The sequence below is a fragment of the Streptomyces kronopolitis genome, assembly GCF_014646275.1.
In the GTDB taxonomy this organism is placed as follows: domain Bacteria; phylum Actinomycetota; class Actinomycetes; order Streptomycetales; family Streptomycetaceae; genus Streptomyces; species Streptomyces kronopolitis.
This window is the reverse complement of record NZ_BMND01000008.1, coordinates 133,611-149,206: the sequence shown is the minus strand read 5'-3', so window position 1 is coordinate 149,206 and position 15,596 is coordinate 133,611. Positions and strand designations below refer to the sequence as shown.

Here is a 15,596-nt window from a genome sequence, read left to right as displayed (position 1 = left end):
GACGACTCTTGCGCGCACACAGCCGCCGCGACGGCGAAGAGGTGGGTCGATGAGCATGTACCGCGACCGGGTACACCGCGGATCCGCCCGGGCCACCGTGCTGCGCACGGTCGGCACCCGCGAGCGGCGCTCGCATCTGACCGCCCCCCGGGTGCCCACCGTCGGCATCGACATCGGCGGCACCAAGGTCATGGCGGGCGTGGTCGACGCCGACGGCACCATCCTGGAGCGGGTGCGCACCGAGACGCCGGACAAGTCCAAGAGCCCCAGGGTCGTCGAGGACACCATCACCGAGCTGGTCCTCGACCTCTCCGACCGGCACGACGTGCACGCGGTCGGCATCGGCGCCGCCGGCTGGGTCGACGCGGACCGCAGCAAGGTCCTCTTCGCCCCGCATCTGAACTGGCGCAACGAACCGCTGCGGGACCGCCTCGCCGGCCGCCTCGCGGTGCCGGTCATGGTCGACAACGACGCCAACACCGCTGCCTGGGCGGAGTGGCGCTTCGGCGCCGGACGCGGCGAGGACCACCTCGTCATGATCACCCTCGGGACGGGCATCGGCGGCGCGATCCTGGAGGACGGCGCGGTCAAGCGCGGCAAGTACGGCGTGGCCGGTGAATTCGGCCATATGCAGGTCGTCCCCAGCGGCCACCGCTGCCCCTGCGGCAACCGCGGCTGCTGGGAGCAGTACAGCTCCGGCAACGCCCTGGTGCGCGAGGCCCGCGAGCTGGCCGCCGCAGACTCCCCGGTCGCGTACAACATCATCGAGCGGGTCGGCGGGCAGATCGGCGACATCACCGGACCGCTGATCACCGAGCTGGCCCGGGAGGGCGACGCGATGTGCGTCGAGCTCCTCCAGGACATCGGCCAGTGGCTCGGCGTCGGCATCGCCAACCTCGCCGCCGCCCTCGACCCCTCCTGCTTCGTCATCGGCGGAGGCGTCAGCGCCGCCGACGACCTGCTGATCGCCCCGGCCCGGGACGCCTTCCGGCGCCACCTCACCGGCCGCGGCTACCGACCCGAAGCCACCATCGCCAAGGCCCAGTTGGGACCCGAGGCCGGTATGGTCGGCGCCGCCGACCTGGCCCGCCTGGTGGCCCGCCGCTTCCGGCGCGCCAACCGGCGCCGCGTCGAGCGGTACGAGCGCTACGAACGGACCGGCCGCCGATGACCGACACCGACCTGCACCCCCTGCACGACGACTCGTCCCCCGACCAGCAGCCGCCCCGCGTCAAGCGCCGGCGCCCCGTGCTGATGGCGCTGATCGTCTTCCTGCTGATCGCGATCCCGGCCGGCTACATCGTCATCTCCGCCGAGCAGAGCCGCGACAGCGGCGAGGGCAAGGAGGCGGAGGCCGCCGCCACCGGCCTGACCAACGCCTTCCCCTCCAAGGTCCAGCAGCGCACCTACAACGTCCCGGTCCCGATCGGCTCCACCCCGGTCTACTACTACGAGACCAACTCCTGGCAGACCAGCTCGCTGTTCGTCCAGTTCCGCACCAACGACTGGGGCCTGGAGCACTACCTCAACGCCCTCGGCACCAGCACCGCCGCCCTCAAGAAGGACCGGCACACCATCCCCCCGGGCCAGGCCTCCAAGGTCGGCTGGGAATTCGACGACGACCTCCCCTGGTCCGGCGCCACCACCACGGACCGCCCCCCGCGCCCCTCGCAACGCATCATGGTCAGCTATGACGAGCCCGGGCATCCGGTGGTTTATACGGTCTCTACTGTGAAGTTCTGACCCACGAGGTCAGAGGTGCCGCCATGGGCGCCGCCCGCTCGGCCTGTTCGTGCCCGGGCCACCGGAAGACCAGGCGGGAGGAGGCCTTGTCCAGGAGGTGGCCGGTGGGGAGCGCGTGGTCAGGGGTGCCGGCGGGATGGACGGTCATCTGCGGGTAGCCGGCCCCGCGTACATGCCGGTCCCAGGCCCGTACGCAAGCGGCCATGCGCTCTGCCAGGGGCGCGCCGGCCGGGCCGAGGGCATGGACGACGAATTCTGAGCGGCGCTCCTCGGCGGTCTCCCCGTCCTGGACCAGGACGTGCGTGAGGTAGGCGAGCGAGCCGTCCTCGACCGTGGCAGCGGCGTCCGCGCCGCGCGGGACGGCGGCCAGGCCGGTGTCCCGGGAGCGGTCGAGGGCAAGGCGGCAGAACCCCGGAAGTGTGGTTGCCGCGTAGAGCTGGAGGGTCTCGAAGGACTCCCTCCCCGCGACGGTGACGCCGGTGCGCACCTCGTGCCGTGGACCGCGCAGCGCGTCCTCGACGCCGGCCGCATCCGGCGCTGTTCCGTCCTCATGGCGCAGGTGGAGTTCGCCGCCCGCGAGGGCGATGGCCGGGGTGGCGCGGGCGGTGGCTCCTCGGTCGCGGACGAACCCGCAATACGTCCAGTCCCGTGCGTGCAGCACCTCCCCATGACGCCGGAAGGCGATGGCGCGGGTGTAGCCGTGCATCTCCAGCGGGAGCACCAGGTAGCGGCCCTCGGCGAGCTGTTCGCGCCACGCGGGCGCGATGTCCCAGCAGTTGTGCGTGATCACGCTGCCGTCGAACCCGCCGGACGGCATGTGCCGGGGCGCGCCCTGACTGCCGTCGCCGAGGAGAACGGTCACCCGCCCGCTGCCGGCCTCGGTGGTGAAGCGCCGGGTGCGATGGACGATGTACGGGTCGATGTCCACGGTGACGACCTGCCCGGCCGGGGCGATGACGTGGGCGAGCAACTCGGCGTGGTAACCGCCGGAGCCCGCTTCGAAGAGGGTCATCCCTGGTTCCGGACGCAGCTTTTCGATCATGTCGGCCTGTAGCCAGGGCGCGGAGACGGAACTGACGGCCTGCCCGTCGTCGTCCCGTCGGGTGACGACGGCAAGGCCGTCGTCATAGGCGGCGCGCAGGGGGCTCTCCGGAGTGAACCGGTGGCGCGGCACCGCCCTGAGCGCGCTCTGGACGGCGGCCGAGGGTGCCCAGCCGCCGGCGATGACTCGCTCGGCCATCTCCTGTCGCAGGCGCACCGCTTCGGCCGGCTCACCCCCGACGGCCGGAGGGGCGACGGCGTGCGGGTAGGCGTGCACCGGCGGCAGGCCGGGCAGGAGACCGGGCCACACCGCCTCCAAGGCCTGAGCGGAGGGCGCGAAGAGGGCGCCACCGCCGGCCAGGGTGTGCAGGTCGTGCCACTCCCACCGCCGGAAGTGGTGCGGCTCGGTCACGACGGGCGTGCCGTGCCAGGCGCTGATTCGGACCACCGCGGACAGGCGCCGCACGTCCGCCCGGTCATCGTGGAGGATCGTCAGCAGGTGTGCGTTGCCGGGCGCGGCCGTCAGGCCGGTCTCCTCGGCCAGTTCCCGCACCGCCGCCGCGGTCAAGGACTCTCCCGTCTCGACGCGCCCGCCGGGCAGCTCCCACATGCCCCGCGTCGACCGGCCCAGCAGCACCCGGCCGGAGTCGTCGGTGACCACCGCGCACACACCGACCACGGACTGCGGCTCCGGTCTGCCCTTCTCCACCGCCGCGTAGGCGCTCTTCGGGCCACGCAGTACGAGGACCGCCAGGCCCTCCGCGTCGAACCGCTCCACCTGCGACCACCCCTCGGTCAGCAGGCTGATCTCCTCCTCGTCCAGCGCGATGTGCCGCCGCTCCTGCGGAGTGGTCGCCACGACGGGCGTGATGACCACCAGCGCACCGCCCGCCCGAAGCCGCGCACCGAGGCTGTGCAGGACCCGGGAGCGGTCGTGCAGGAAGGCGAACACCAGGCGCAGGGTGATCAGGTCGTAACCGTCGTCGCTCAGCTCTGCCGGCTCGTCGTGCTCGATGTCCAGGCACAGCCACCGCACTCGTCCGGCATCCGCCCGTTCCTTCCGGGCCCGGGCCAGGGCGCCCTCGGCGAAGTCGACCGCGTCTACGGTGTAGCCGAGTTCGGCGAGGAAGGCGGCGAGTTCGCCGGTTCCGCAGCCCAGCTCCAGCGCGCGCCCGCCGTCAGGAGCGGGGGTGTGCCGAGTGAGCAGGTTCCGTTCGCTGTCGCGGAGCGGACGGAATCCGCCGCCGTCGTCGTAGTGCTGAGACCACTGGGTCCGGTCGTATGCCACGGTCGTTCGCTCCTTGTCAGCAGTCGATGTACGGCGGTTCTTGGGTGATGGGGGCGCAGACGCATGCTGCGGTGGGCTCGGTGCCCGGCCTCTCCGCGGTCACGACCAGCCCACCTCCGTGTAGCGGCGGCCCGCGCGGATGCCCTCGATGGCGGCCCGGGTGTAGGGCACGAGCGGCGCCGGGAGCGCGTCCGGGTGCCACCAGTCCCAGCCCGTGCACTTGTCGGGCTCCCGGATCTCCGGAGTCCCCGCCCAGCGACGGGCCCGGAACACCATCTGCATCCGTGGCCGGCCGCCCGCACCGTGCACGAGGTGGACGACATGGGCGAGTTCGACCGTGCCGGGGTCGATCACCAGCCCCGCTTCCTCGTGAGCCTCGCGCACGAGGCAGGACACGGCGGACTCCTGCTCACAGTGGCCCGCCAGGAAGTGCCAGGTGGACCCCGCGTAGGCGGAGTCGGGGTGGCGCAGACCGAGCAGCACCTCGCCGTCCACGTTCTCCACGTACAGATGGACACCGACGACATTGAGGACGGTGCCTACGCCCCTGACCGCGCCCGTGCTCGCCGCCGGGGAGGCGTCCGCGCATCGCGCGGCAGAGTGCAGCTCGGCGTGGCGGCGGATCAGGGCGAGGGTCGAGGGGGACATCCGAAGGCGCGGCATCACATCCGGCCGGAACCAGTGCAGCATGACGCCCTCGGTCAGCGGCAGCGTCGCGGGGTCGCCGGTCCATCGCCCGGCGAAGATCTGGATCGGGACGGCGGTGCCGTCGTCGCTGTGTGCTTCTTCCACGGCGAAGGGGGCGAGGTCGGGGATGTCGAGGCCAGCCTCTTCGCGCAGTTCGCGCCGGACCGTCTCCGCCAGGGTCCGGTCGCCTGGTTCACGGCCGCCGCCGAGCAGGGACCACGCCCCCGGCTCCCAGATCCCGGGAATGTCGTCCCGCAGATGCAGCAGGTAGGCGCCGGCCCCGTCGTGGATCAGGGCCGAGGCGTTCGCCGTCTCCGCCCTCGGCGCAGTGGGGGAAGGGAAGGTGGGCTGTGGCGTCTTGTCGTTCACGGGTGCACCGTCCTGGAGTCGGAGGCTGTAGGCGCGGTCCGGTAGCCGGCCGCCTGGAGGGTGAACATCTGGGCGTAGTCGCCCCCGAGGGCCATGAGTTCTGGGTGGGATCCGCACTCGGTGATGCGGCCGTCGTCGAAGACGTAGATGCGGTCGCAGTCGACGACGCTCGCCAGCCGGTGGGAGATCAGCACGGTGATCTGGTCGGCGCGGAGCTTGCCGCGCAGCACGGCCTGGTAGACGTCGTGTTCGGCACGCGGGTCCATGCTCGCGGTCGGCTCGTCCAGCAGCAGTACCGGCGCGTCCTTGTAGAGCCCGCGGGCCACGGCGATCTTCGCCCACTGGCCGGCCGACAGCTCCTGGCCGTCACGGAACCGCTTGGACAGCAGGGCCTGCCAGGTGCCGGGCAGGCCGGCGATGACCTGTTCGGCACCGGAGGACCGCGCGGCGTCCAGCGCCCGCTGCGGTTCGGCCTCGGTGAGTGTGCCGCGCGAGACCGTGAGGTTGGCCAGCGCGCTGAAGGGGAAGCGCACCGGGTCCTGCAGCACGGTGGCCACCCGCTGCTGGAGGGATTCGGTGTCCAGCTCCGCGGCATCCACCCCGTCCCACCGGACCGTCCCCTTCTGCGGGTCATAGAGGCCGGCGATCAACCGTGAACAGGTGCTTTTGCCCGACCCGTTGAGGCCGACGAACGCGACGGTCTCCCCGGCGTTCAGGGTCAGGGAGATGTCATCGAGCGCCGGGCTGTCCTTGCCGGGGTAGGTGTAGCTGACGTTCCGCAGCGTGATGGTTTTGACGGTCTCGGGTGCCTTCCGCTGTCCGCGGCGGGGTTGCAGCGAGCGGCACCGTTCCTGGAAGGCGAGGAGGTCGCTGACCCACATCGCGTGCTCGTAGACCAGGTGGGCGACATCGACGAACCGGGTCAGGGAGGTCTGGCAGGCCTGGATGGCGATCACCGCTCCGGCGCCGGCCGCCAGCGGGAGCCACCCGGCGACCAGCATGGCCCCCAGCGCGAGGTAGGTGACGCCGGCTCCGATCCCGCCCAGGCCGCGGCCGGCCAGCGTGAGGAGGGCGGCACTGACACCCAGGCGGGTGTCCTCCTCGGCGATGCGCGTGGTGAGGCGATGATGCTCGTCGAGCAGGGCTCGTTGGGCGGTGTCGGCGCGCAGTTCGGCGGCCGAGTCGCGGTCCAGCAGGAGCCAGGAGAAGACCCGCACCCGGCGCTGCAGAGCGTTCCACCGCTGGAAGCTGTGAAAGCGCGCCCGCGCGGTGCGCACGGCGGCCGCCCCGACGGGCAGGACGGACAGCGGAAGCAGCGGCAGGAGCAGCGGGTGCAGGACGGTCAGGACGCCGGCCGTGCCGATCAGGCCGAGGAAGGCGGAGGCCAGGGAGACGACCTGGCCGACGATCTGCCGGGCGTAGAAGAGTCCGCGGTCATTGGCCCGGTAGACATCGTCGTGCCAGTCGGCGTCGTCGACCACCTCCAGGCTTACGTGGGCGGTCAGTTGGAGGAAATCGCTCTCCAAGGAGGTGCGGATCTTCGGGGTCACGCGGGCCTGCGCGACGGCGACCCCGGCTTCGAGCAGAGCCCGGGCGGAGAGGAACGCCACCACGAGCAGGATCTGCGGCACGGCCGAGCGGACCTTGTCCGGGGTCGGGCCCTGGGCGAACAGCTGATGCAGCACGGCCACGGACGCCGCCAGACCGAACGCGGACATCGCCGCGGACACCAGCTGGAGCACCACCACGGCCACGGTGGCGGGCCGGTCGGCCCGCCACGCCAACTGGCCGATCTGACGCACGATGCGGGGAAGCCGGCCGAGGATCTGCCCGACCGTCGCCTTCGCCGCGGCCCCGTCGTAGATCGCCCAGTACGCCTCCTTCATGTCGTCGGCGATGTCCCCGCTCGCCGGCCCGGCCGACATGACCGTCGGCGGCGGCGTCAGGTTCTCGGAGCGGGGCGCGGGCACCTTCCCCTGCGGCCCCGGCGCGTCGTCGGCGGCGGCCGTCCCGCTCATGCCGCCCACCTCGCATTCGGGCGTGATGAGCGCCGAGCGGCATACCGGCGAGCGTCAACCCGGTGCACCGAGGAGGGCTGGAGCGGGCGGAGGCGCACTGGGCGATGTTCGAACGCGGCGGGTCCGGTCACAGGCATGGCTACGGGATTCACGGTTCCTCCGAGAGAGCGCGATGAGTACAGGTGCTCTAAGAACAGCCCCGGATCGTGCCCCGTAACGGGTGCAGCGGAGGCAGATGTTGAACGCATGTTCTGGTCTCGGGTGTGGGGTGTGCGGGGGTTGGCCTGCGGACGCCCATGGGTACTCGAACAGCGCGCTTCGCTCTTTCGGGGTATTGCGTCGCAGGCGCGTCCTAAGAACCGCGGAGGCTTCGCCCAGTCCGGATCGGGCCGCAGTCATCCGCTGTCGGCACCTGATCGCGACGGCTCCCGGATGGGTGAATTCGGGAGTTCGGCCGCTCCCGGGGGTCGGCAGGGGCGTTGGGCCGGGCGGATTGGCGGATGATCGCTCTTCGGGAGTCCGCTGGTCATCTCTGTACGCGTGCTTGAGGAGAGGTCGCCGTGGCTGCCGTTGAACTTCCCGGTCCTGATTCGTTGTTGCGTCGCACGTTGGGGGAGTGGCGGATCGGGTTGGTGGCGTGGCGGCTGCTGGTGCTCCAGACCGCGGATCCGGCGGTGGCCGCCGGGATGGATCGGTTCTCCACCTACCGTGCGCATCCGTGGCGGCGTGTCGAGCACACCATGGACAGCGGGCGGCGGCTGTTCTTCTCCGACCGTGAGGGGCTGCGCCGTGAGGTCGCCCGTCTGGAGCGCACGCACCGCCGGCTGGCCGGGACCGACGAGCAGGGCCGGGCGTTCACCGCGTCGGATCCGGCGGTGCGGGTGTGGGTACTGGTCACCCTGTACGAGTGCATGACGGCGATGCGGGAGTTGTCCGGGCGCCCGCTGGCGCCGTCCGAACTGGAGCGGATGTACGGGGAGTTCCGCGCGGTGTGTGCCGAGTTCGACCTCGCCGACGACCTGTTCCCGGCCACCGCCGCCGACGTGCCCGCGTACATGGACCGCACGATCCGCGAGCGCCTCGAATACAGCGAACCCGTGCGCTACCTGCTCTTCGACATGCTCCGGCAGGCACCCGCACCCCGCCGCCTCGGCCGTCTGAAGCCGGCCTGGCCGCTGGTGCGCACGGTGGCCGCCCACGCGATCGGTGCGCTGACCGTCGCGGACCTGCCGGAAGCCTTCCGCGAGCGCTTCCGCCTGCGCCGCACCCGCCGCGCGGCCCTGCTGTCCTTCCTCCTGCACCGTGGCATGCGGGTGCTGATGAACGCGCTGCCCGAGGAGCGCCGCTACCGCACCTCACCGGCGGGCAACTCCCCGACTCCGCAGCCTGCCACTGACTCCACCGCCTCCTCCGACCGTCCATCGGCGACGCGGCCGGTCCGGATTCCCGCACCGCGCCGCCGCAAGCGTGCCGATTCCCGCCCGGCGCGGCTGCGGACCTTCTTCCACCAGGTCCTCGACCAGACCGGCGACGGCCGCGTCAGCTCGGCCGACTTGCAGGCCATGGCGCACAACGTGTGCTGGCCGCTCGAACTCACCCCGGAGCGCGAAGCCCGCGTCTACGCCGCCTTCGAGACCTGGTGGCAGCACCTGCGGGCCGGCATGGACGCGGACGGCGACGGTCAGGTGAGCTGCGAGGAGTTCGTCACCGCCATGCTCACCGGGATCGACGCCGGGCCGGGCTACCTCGAACAGGGTGTGCTGGTCGCGGTGCGGGCGATCTTCCACGCCGTGGACGCCGACGGCAGCGGACACCTGTGCGCCGATGAGTACCGCACGGTCTTCGGCGGCTCCCGGGTCCACCCCGCCGAGCTCAACCACGGCTTCCGCCAGCTCGACCATGATGGCGACGGCCGCATCACCGAGGACGAATTCGTCCAGGCCTTCACCGACTACTTCACCGCCCGCACCGACACCACGGCCGGCAGCCAACTCCTCGGACGCCCCTAGCGGCCGAGAGGTGGCCGATGCGTGCGAGGTGACGGGGTGTTCGCGTCAGGGTCAGGTGGTCTCGGGGTCCGCCCGGCCGTGCGTCGTCATCCCGGGGCGGCCGGGACCTCGGCGAGTCGGCGGAGGGTGAGGGCGGCGCCGAAGAGCTGTACGCCGTGTGTGGTGTGCGGGTCCAGGCCGGTGAGTTGGGCGGCGCGGGCGAGGCGGTTGTCGACGGTGTTGGGGTGGACGCTGAGCGCCCGGGCCGTACGGCGTCGGTCGAGGTCGCAGTCGAGGTAGGCGGCGACGGCCTCGATCAGACCCGCGTGGGCCTCCAAGGGGTGCAGCAGCGCGGCCAGTTCGGTGGCGCTGTCCCGGGAGCCGGCCAGGTGGTAGTCGAGGAGTACGTCCTGGAGCCGGTACACGCCGGGGGTGCGGGCGATGGCGGCGATCCGGTGCGCCTGTTCGGCGGCGGCGGGCACGTCCTCCGGGGTGGCCGCGAGGGCGGCTCCCGCGATCACTGGGCGGGACAGGCCGGTGGACAGGTGCCGGACGAGGTCGGCGTGGGGTGTGCCGAGGGGGAGCAGGACATGGCCGCCCTGTTCGTTCGGCAGGCTGAGCGCGCGGCCGTCCGCGGCGGGCGCGAGCCGGATCAGGACCTGGTGGAGCAATCGCCGCGCGGCCACCGGCTCCTGCGCCACCGGGGCGCGGACGCTGAGCACGAGGTAGCCGGGTTCGAGGGGCAGTCCGCAGCGGGCGGCCACCTCCTGCGGCGCGTCACCGCGGAGCAGCGCCGCGGCCAGTTCCCGTCCCGCCGCCTGCCGGCCGGCCAGCCCCAGCAGATACGCCTCGGTGGCCTGCTCGGCCAGGCAGTTGACCGTGGTGAACAGCCGGCGGGTGAGCCACAGCAGGGCGGCCTCCTCCCCGGGGCGGGCGGCGGCCGACAGCGCGTCCGCGACCACCTCTGCGCCGACGTGGTACGCCCTGAGCAGCCCGGTCAGATGGACGCCTTCCGCGGCGCGCTGGGTGGCACGTTCCCGCAGTACCTCGGCGTCGGTGTCGGCGAGGCCCTGCACGCCGCGGAGGAAGCCGCGGAAGGTGTGGCGGGCGGCCGAGGCGATCTCCAGATCCTGCATGTCGTCCGGGAGTCGGTCGAAGCCGGGGACCTCGGCCCGCTGGCGCTCGACGGCCAGCCTGGCCAGGTGGTTGATCCGGGGTTCGACTCGGGCGGCCATCCGGACCACCTGCGCGCGGATGCCCTCGTGGATGTTCTCGCGGATGTCCTCGTCCGGCTCGGGGGCCCCGGTCGGTGACGCGCTGGGTTGTGGCACGTCACAACGATAGGCCGTCCGGCGTGTCCTGCGGACCGATTGTCGCGGCCGGTCGGTGGGACGACAGTGAGGCGAGAGCGACCTGACCTTGTGCTGCGTGGTGCCGGCCCGGCCGGCTCACCCGCATCAGGCCGTCAACCCGGACCACAGCTTGTGAGGAACAACCTTCATGAACGCAACGCGACGACTCCGCCGCTGGGGTGCCGCCGGTGTGGGGGCGGCCGTGCTCGCCCTGTCCGCAGCGCCGGTGGCAGCAGCCCGGGCGAGCACGGCACACCCGGCACCCTCGCCCGCCACCACCGCCGACGCGGTCAAGGCCTATGTCTACGGCTACCCGTTGGTCCTGGCGCGCGCCACCGAGCAGGCGTCCACCAACGTCCGCAAGCCCGACCCGGCGACCCTGCGGGCACCGGTGAACCAGTTCGCCAAGGCGGACCGGGCTCCCGGCCCGGAGTTCCACACCGTGGTGGCCCCGAACGTCGACACCCTCTACACCTCGGCGTGGCTGGACCTGAAGAAGGGGCCGGTCGTGCTCCATGTGCCGGCCACCAAGGGCCGGTACTTCATGATGCCGATGCTCAGTGCCTGGACCGATGTCTTCGCCTCGCCGGGGACCCGTACCACCGGCAGCAAGGCGGGCGACTTCGCCGTCACCGGCCCCGGCTGGCACGGCCGACTGCCTGCCGGAGTCAAGCAGATCAAGTCGCCCACCCGGACCGCGTGGATCCTCGGCCGCACCCAGTTCAACGGCCCCTCCGACCTGCCCGCGGTCAAGGATCTGGTGCGCCACTACACCCTCACGCCGCTCCGCGACCACGGCCACCACCACACCCCGCGGCCGGGCCACGTCGACCCGGACGCCCCCGCCACCTCGCCGGCCGCCCGCGTCGCCGGCATGGACGCGCAGACGTTCTTCTCCCAAGTCGCCTCGTCCATGGCCGACAACCCGCCCGCCAAGAAGGACGCTCCGATGGTGGCCACCCTGGCCCGCTTGGGCATCGTCCCCGGCCGGCCGTTCGACATCAACGCCAAGGGCCCCGCCACGGCACAAGCCTTGCGCCAGGCCGTCCCCGCGGCCCAGAAGAAGATCAAGGCCGCGCTCGCCACGTCCGGGAACGACGTGAACGGCTGGCGGGTCTCGCTCAACCTGGGTGACTACGGCACCCACTACCTGCTGCGCGCGACCACCGCCTGGCAGGGGCTCGGCGCCAACCTCCCCCAGGACGCCGTCTATCCGATCGTCCGCACCGACAGCCGAGGCAGGCCGCTGACCGGAGCCAAGCGTATGTCCTCCACTTCGCCCCGGGGCAGACCCCGCCGGTGAAGGCCTTCTGGTCGCTCACGATGTACGACCCGGACGGCTTCCTGGTCCGCAACCCGATCCACCGCTACGAGGTCGGACACGCCGTCAAGCCGGTCCGCAACAGCGACGGTTCCACGGACATCTACCTCCAGCACGACGCCCCGGCGGGCAAGCGGTCCAACTGGCTCCCCGCACCGAGCGGCCGGTTCTCCATGATCCTGCGCATGTACCGGCCCGAGTCCGCCGTCCTCGACGGCACCTGGTCCCCGCCCGCAGTCACAATGACCAGCTGAGGACCGATTCCAGGGGCTGCCGCCGTCGTGACCCGAAGGCGGCAGCCCCGCGGGTTTCAGCCCTCGCGGGGGGAGAACCCGCCCAGGGCAACGCCGTCGGAGGTGCAGTTCGTGCCGTGGTAGCGGTCCGCGAATGTACCGGTGAGGCCGGTGAACGCGTCGTACGCGTGGTCCAGGGGCAGGTCCTTGCGCACCCTGAACCGCAGCTGCGCGTGGACGGACTCGCGGGGCTTCAGGGTCCTCGGGGCGGGGAGGGTGCCGCCGGCGCTTCCGTTGGCCCGGCGCAGCGTCTTCCAGGCGCGCTGCGAGGTGTCCCAGTACTGCAGATCGCCGTACGGGCTCAGGTCGCGCTCGCCCTCGTTGTAGACGTAACTGCCCAGCTCGGCGCTGACGTCGAACGACCTCAGCTCCTTCGCCGAGGTGTTGGTGAGGGTGGCGGTGTAGGTCGTCCAGTGCGTGCCGAGAGTGATCGACGCGGGTATGCCGACGACACGCCCCACTAAGACGTTGTTCTCGTACTGCCCGTTGCTGACCTCGGAGCACTCCGGGAGTTTCGCGGCGGAGGCCGCCTGGGAGGCGGGCGCGGCGGCCATCGCCAGGGGGAGCAGGGCGGCCGTCGCGGCCGAGACGGACAGAGCGCGGCGCAGTTTCATGAAGGTCTCTTTCCGGTTGGTCGGATTGGACGGATTCCTGGAGCCTTCGTCCCCCGTGTCATGGGGTGCCGAGGCCGTGGATCCCTGGGCTGACTGGTCTTTTGAGGGAAATAATGGGACTTACTCGGTGCCGTCCGTGGAGTCCGGACCGGCCGCGCCCCTCCGGCGGCGCGCGCCGAGCACCGAACCCGCTCCGACCAGCATCGCGGCCCCGCCGATGAGAGCGATCGCCGGGAGCGTGGACGAGGAGCCGGTGACGGCGAGATGGGCACCGCCCTGCGGGCCGGGGCCGGGGCCGGGGCCGGGGCCGGGGCCGGACGAGGACACCGGCCCCGTTGCGGACGTGGCAGCGGGTGCGGCCAGTACGGCGGCGGGCGCGAGCACGGCAGCCGCCGCGGCGGCGGTCAGGGCGCGACGAATCTTCATCCGGCAGACCTCTCGTATCCCAAGTGGCGTCTGGGCGCCGCAGGTTGACGCTCGTCGTGTGCAGGTCCTGCGTGACGCGTGGTGTGCGGGAGTGCGCAGGGTGCGGCGTCGGCGTTCCGCCCTATCGCTCACCCACTGTGGTCCGGGTCACTATCGAGAAGCTGACGCTCCGCTAACGGCCGCCTAACGCCGGGGGCGGGGAGGGGAGGGGGCGCGCGGCTCGTCAGGCGCGGCCCTCGGCGGAACGGGCCGCACCCGAGAGGCGTCGGGGGTGTGCCGGAGGCGGGCCCTTGGAGCCTCGCGGGGTCCCGTACCGCATCTGTCGTGGCGAGAGGTAGCGAAACCCGCTAAATTCGCCCCGCCGACGTGAGTTTTTGTGATATGTGAGAGGGTCTGGCGGGTGAGCGAGACACCACCGAGGCACCTGCAATACCGCTGTGACGGGCCGGAGGACGCCCCCGTACTCGTACTGGGCGCCGCGCTCGGGACCACGTGGCACATGTGGGACCGGCAAATTCCCGAGCTGACCCGCCACTGGCGCGTCATCCGGTTCGACCTGCCCGGGCACGGGGGATCCCCCGCCCACGCGGCGTCCTCCGTCGCGGAGCTGGCCGACCGGCTGATGGCCACCCTCGACGCCCTGGGCGTGGACCGCTTCGGCTACGCCGGCTGCAGCATCGGCGGGGCCATCGGCACCCAGCTCGCGCTCACCCGGCCGCACCAGGTCACCTCGCTGGCGCTGGTCTCCACGTCGTCGCGCTACGGCACCGCCGACTCCTGGCGCCAGCGCGGCGTGGTCATCCGCACCAACGGGCTCGACCCGATCGCCCGCACCGCGCCCGAGCACTGGTTCACCCAGGCCTTCGCCGGCGCCCAGCCCGCCATCGTCGAGTGGGCCGTCCAGATGGTGCGGACCACCGACCCCGGCTGCTACATCGCCGCCTGCGAGGCGCTGGCGTCCTACGACGTACGCTCCTCCCTCGGCCGGGTCGGCGTGCCCACCCTCGTCGTCGTCGGCTCCGAGGACCAGGTCACCCCGACCACCGACGCCCGCGCCCTCGTCGCCGGCATACCCGACGCGAGCCTGGCGCTGGTGCCCGGCACCTCCCACCTGGTGCCCGTCGAGCAGCCCTCGGCCGTCACCGAACTCCTCATCCGGCACTTCTCCACCGCCTGGCACGACAAGCCGGGCCCCGGTGGGCAGGCCGCGATCGGCGCCTCCGCGCCCAAGCCGCAGCTCGCGCCGCCGCCGCCCCCGCAGGGGCCGCCCGCCGCCATAGAGTCCGGTTTCTCGGGGCCGGAGCAGGACCGCGGCGCCACCTACGAGGCGGGCATCAAGGTGCGCCGCGAGGTGCTCGGCGACGCCCATGTCGACCGGGTCGAGGCGGCCGCCGACGACTTCACCGGCGAATTCCAGGACTTCCTCACCCGCTACGCCTGGGGCGAGACCTGGACCCGGCCGGGCCTGGACCGCCGCACCCGCAGCATCGTCACGCTCACCGCGCTGGTCGCCCGCGGCCACCACGATGAGCTGGCGCTGCACACCCGCGCGGCCCTGCGCAACGGGCTGACGCCGATGGAGATCAAGGAAGTGCTGATGCACACCGCCGTGTACTGCGGCGTGCCGGCGGCGAACTCCGCCTTCGCGGTCGCCCGGCGGGTGATCCGCGAGGAGACGACACCGGAGGCCTGAGCGGGCGGCGGCGGGCAGGCGGCACCCCCCGCCGTACGCGGCGGACGCGCCGTACCCCGACGCGCCGTCGTGCGTGCCAACGGGCCGCGCCCCACGGCAGGATGGCCGGTATGGAACTCACGAAGAAGACGCATGCCTGTGTCCGGCTGGAGAAGGACGGGCGGACGCTGGTCATCGACCCGGGTGTGTTCAGCGAGGAGGACGCGGCCGTCGGCGCGGACGCGATCCTGGTCACGCACGAGCACGCCGACCACTTCCACGAGGACCGGCTGCGGGCGGGCATGGAGGCGAATCCGGGCGCCGAGATCTGGACCCTGGCCAGCGTCGCCGAGCAGCTCTCGGCCGCCTTCCCCGGCCGGGTGCACACGGTCGGCGAGGGCGACACCTTCACCGCCGCCGGATTCGACGTGGAGGTGCACGGCCAGCTGCACGCCGTGATCCACCCCGACATCCCGCGCGTGACCAATGTCGGCTTCCTCCTCGACGGCGGTACGGTCTTCCACCCCGGCGACGCCCTGACCGTCCCCGAGGGCCGCACCGTCGACACCCTGCTGCTGCCCGTGCACGCCCCGTGGAACAAGATCGCCGAGATCATCGACTACGTCCGCGAGGTGGCGCCGCGGCGGGCCGTCGACATCCACGACAGCCTGCTGAAGGACCACGCCCGCCCGATCTACGACTCCCTGCTCGACAGGCTGGGCGGCGGCACCGCGCACGGGCGCCTGACCCCCGGCACCGGCACCGCGCTCGGCTGAGGGGCCCG

13 protein-coding genes are annotated in these 15,596 nt (G+C 72.3%); 7 read left to right on the top strand and 6 right to left on the bottom strand.

Going from position 1 to position 15,596, the window contains the following annotated elements:
- Positions 1-49: 49 nt before the first annotated feature.
- Both IEY78_RS12350 and IEY78_RS12345 read left to right on the top strand, forming a co-directional pair.
- Positions 50-1,171, top strand: a complete 1,122-nt coding sequence (locus IEY78_RS12350; protein WP_189097710.1) for an ROK family glucokinase — start codon at positions 50-52, stop codon at positions 1,169-1,171.
- Complete coding sequence (locus IEY78_RS12345; protein WP_189097709.1) at positions 1,168-1,743, top strand: hypothetical protein; 576 nt, start codon at positions 1,168-1,170, stop codon at positions 1,741-1,743. The genes IEY78_RS12350 and IEY78_RS12345 overlap by 4 nt, the downstream gene beginning before the upstream one ends.
- Here IEY78_RS12345 and fxlM read toward each other — a convergent pair.
- From fxlM to IEY78_RS12330, 3 genes are all read right to left on the bottom strand, one after another.
- Positions 1,727-4,072: a methyltransferase, FxLD system gene (fxlM, locus tag IEY78_RS12340; protein ID WP_189097708.1), complete on the bottom strand. Its 2,346-nt coding sequence runs from the start codon at positions 4,070-4,072 to the stop codon at positions 1,727-1,729. The two genes, IEY78_RS12345 and fxlM, sit on opposite strands and share 17 nt — an antisense overlap.
- 99 nt (positions 4,073-4,171) lie before the next feature.
- Positions 4,172-5,128: an NUDIX domain-containing protein gene (locus tag IEY78_RS12335; RefSeq protein WP_189097789.1), complete on the bottom strand. Its 957-nt coding sequence runs from the start codon at positions 5,126-5,128 to the stop codon at positions 4,172-4,174.
- Entirely contained in the window at positions 5,125-7,146 is a 2,022-nt protein-coding gene (locus IEY78_RS12330) for an ABC transporter ATP-binding protein (RefSeq protein WP_189097707.1), read from the bottom strand. The genes IEY78_RS12335 and IEY78_RS12330 overlap by 4 nt, the downstream gene beginning before the upstream one ends.
- 560 nt (positions 7,147-7,706) lie before the next feature.
- Here IEY78_RS12330 and IEY78_RS12325 point away from each other — a divergent pair.
- The gene (locus tag IEY78_RS12325; protein ID WP_189097706.1) at positions 7,707-9,155 is read left to right on the top strand and encodes an oxygenase MpaB family protein; all 1,449 of its coding nucleotides are present in this window, start codon (positions 7,707-7,709) and stop codon (positions 9,153-9,155) included.
- Positions 9,156-9,241: 86 nt separating this feature from the next.
- Here IEY78_RS12325 and IEY78_RS12320 read toward each other — a convergent pair whose 3' ends face one another.
- Entirely contained in the window at positions 9,242-10,465 is a 1,224-nt protein-coding gene (locus tag IEY78_RS12320) for a PucR family transcriptional regulator (protein WP_189097705.1), read from the bottom strand.
- A gap of 169 nt (positions 10,466-10,634) precedes the next feature.
- Here IEY78_RS12320 and IEY78_RS12315 point away from each other — a divergent pair, with 169 nt between their 5' ends.
- Both IEY78_RS12315 and IEY78_RS34370 read left to right on the top strand, forming a co-directional pair.
- Positions 10,635-11,789, top strand: a complete 1,155-nt coding sequence (locus IEY78_RS12315) for a DUF1254 domain-containing protein (RefSeq protein WP_229699891.1) — start codon at positions 10,635-10,637, stop codon at positions 11,787-11,789.
- The gene (locus IEY78_RS34370; protein ID WP_229699890.1) at positions 11,786-12,061 is read left to right on the top strand and encodes a DUF1214 domain-containing protein; all 276 of its coding nucleotides are present in this window, start codon (positions 11,786-11,788) and stop codon (positions 12,059-12,061) included. Before IEY78_RS12315 ends, IEY78_RS34370 begins: the two co-directional genes overlap by 4 nt.
- Before the next feature lie 56 nt (positions 12,062-12,117).
- On the opposite strand, the gene IEY78_RS12310 is transcribed toward IEY78_RS34370, so the two are convergent.
- Together IEY78_RS12310 and IEY78_RS12305 are read right to left on the bottom strand one after the other, a co-directional pair.
- Positions 12,118-12,714 (bottom strand): hypothetical protein, encoded by a 597-nt coding sequence (locus IEY78_RS12310; RefSeq protein ID WP_189097704.1) that lies wholly within the window; start codon positions 12,712-12,714, stop codon positions 12,118-12,120.
- A 120-nt stretch (positions 12,715-12,834) separates the two neighbouring features.
- Positions 12,835-13,140 carry an LPXTG cell wall anchor domain-containing protein gene (locus IEY78_RS12305; protein WP_189097703.1) on the bottom strand — a complete coding sequence of 102 codons (306 nt, stop codon included), beginning with the start codon at positions 13,138-13,140 and terminating at the stop codon, positions 12,835-12,837.
- Between the two features lie 400 nt (positions 13,141-13,540).
- On the opposite strand from IEY78_RS12305, the gene pcaDC reads away from it, so the two are divergent.
- Together pcaDC and IEY78_RS12295 are read left to right on the top strand one after the other, a co-directional pair.
- Positions 13,541-14,833, top strand: coding sequence for a bifunctional 3-oxoadipate enol-lactonase/4-carboxymuconolactone decarboxylase PcaDC (gene pcaDC, locus IEY78_RS12300; protein ID WP_189097702.1), 1,293 nt, complete (start codon positions 13,541-13,543; stop codon positions 14,831-14,833).
- Positions 14,834-14,943: 110 nt separating this feature from the next.
- The gene (locus tag IEY78_RS12295) at positions 14,944-15,588 is read left to right on the top strand and encodes an MBL fold metallo-hydrolase (protein ID WP_189097701.1); all 645 of its coding nucleotides are present in this window, start codon (positions 14,944-14,946) and stop codon (positions 15,586-15,588) included.
- Positions 15,589-15,596 lie beyond the last annotated feature (8 nt).